General features: G+C 47.1%; 2 tRNA genes and 1 rRNA gene. All 3 read right to left on the bottom strand.

The window, feature by feature from the left end:
* Positions 1–98: 98 nt before the first annotated feature.
* The 3 genes from AB4482_RS22415 to AB4482_RS22405 all read right to left on the bottom strand — a co-directional run bounded on the left by AB4482_RS22415 (position 99) and on the right by AB4482_RS22405 (position 440).
* Positions 99–175 (bottom strand) — tRNA-Asp (locus AB4482_RS22415).
* Between the two features lie 31 nt (positions 176–206).
* Positions 207–322: ribosomal RNA gene (gene rrf, locus AB4482_RS22410) — 5S ribosomal RNA — on the bottom strand.
* A gap of 41 nt (positions 323–363) precedes the next feature.
* Positions 364–440 (bottom strand) — tRNA-Thr (locus AB4482_RS22405).
* Between the last annotated feature and the right edge of the window lie 50 nt (positions 441–490).

Here is a 490-nt window from a genome sequence, read left to right as displayed (position 1 = left end):
TTAGTTTTCCGGATTGGTATCAGTTAATTTTCCGGATTGGTATTATCGATAGCCAGAAACGACGAAAGCCTAGTCATAAGACTAGGCTTTCTAATAAGTGGCGGAGTGGACGGGACTCGAACCCGCGACCCCCGGCGTGACAGGCCGGTATTCTAACCAACTGAACTACCACTCCGCAGTGTCTATTCAGCATAAAGCAATTTGGAGCCTGGCGATGTCCTACTCTCACATGGGGAAGCCCCACACTACCATCGGCGCTATTGTGTTTCACTTCTGAGTTCGGCATGGAATCAGGTGGGTCCACAATGCTATGGTCGTCAAACAAATTCTGTTGTTAACTTGAATAATCAAATCAACTAAATATGGTGCTGATACCCAGACTCGAACTGGGGACCTCACCCTTACCAAGGGTGCGCTCTACCGGGCTGAGCTATATCAGCAATTCAAGAACCGTTTAAAAACGACTCTAAAAATTTAAAGCCTGGCGATG

The sequence above is a fragment of the Vibrio sp. 10N.222.55.C7 genome, assembly GCF_041473335.1.
Lineage (GTDB): Bacteria > Pseudomonadota > Gammaproteobacteria > Enterobacterales > Vibrionaceae > Vibrio > Vibrio crassostreae_C.
This window is presented reverse-complemented; position numbering and strand designations above follow the sequence as displayed.